We start from the raw sequence: 445 nt of genomic DNA, 5'->3' as shown, positions 1-445 counted from the left end.
GGGAAGTTGGATCGGAAGTTGTTGCCGGAGCCGGTGTTCGAGGTTGCGGTGTTCCGGGCTCCGGTGACGGCGGTGGAGGAGATCGTCGCGTCGGTGTTCGGGGATGTTCTCGGGGTCGAGCGTGTCGGGTTGGATGATGATTTCTTTGCTTTGGGTGGTAATTCTTTGATTGCTACTCGGGTGGCGGCTCGGTTGGGGCAGGCGCTCGATGCGCAGGTTCCGGTGCGGGTGTTGTTCGAGGCGTCGTCGGTGGAGTTGTTGGCTGCTCGGGTGGAGTCGGAGGTTGGTTCGGGTGCTCGGGCGGCGTTGACTGCTCGGGTGCGTCCGGAGCGGGTGCCGTTGTCGTTGGCGCAGCAGCGGATGTGGTTCTTGAACCGTTTCGATACGTTGTCGTCGGCGAACAATATTCCGGTGGCGATTCGGTTGTCGGGGTTGTTGGATGTGG

General features: G+C 61.8%; 1 protein-coding gene. It reads left to right on the top strand.

Annotated features, from left to right (window positions below):
• On the top strand, positions 1-445 hold a 445-nt coding region (locus tag ACYP01_RS04690), incomplete at both ends, for a phosphopantetheine-binding protein (RefSeq protein ID WP_459678802.1).

It is taken from the genome of Rhodococcus sp. no. 34 (assembly GCF_054589475.1).
The sequence above is the reverse complement of the archived record's forward strand: the minus strand, read 5'-3'. Positions and strand labels throughout refer to the sequence as shown.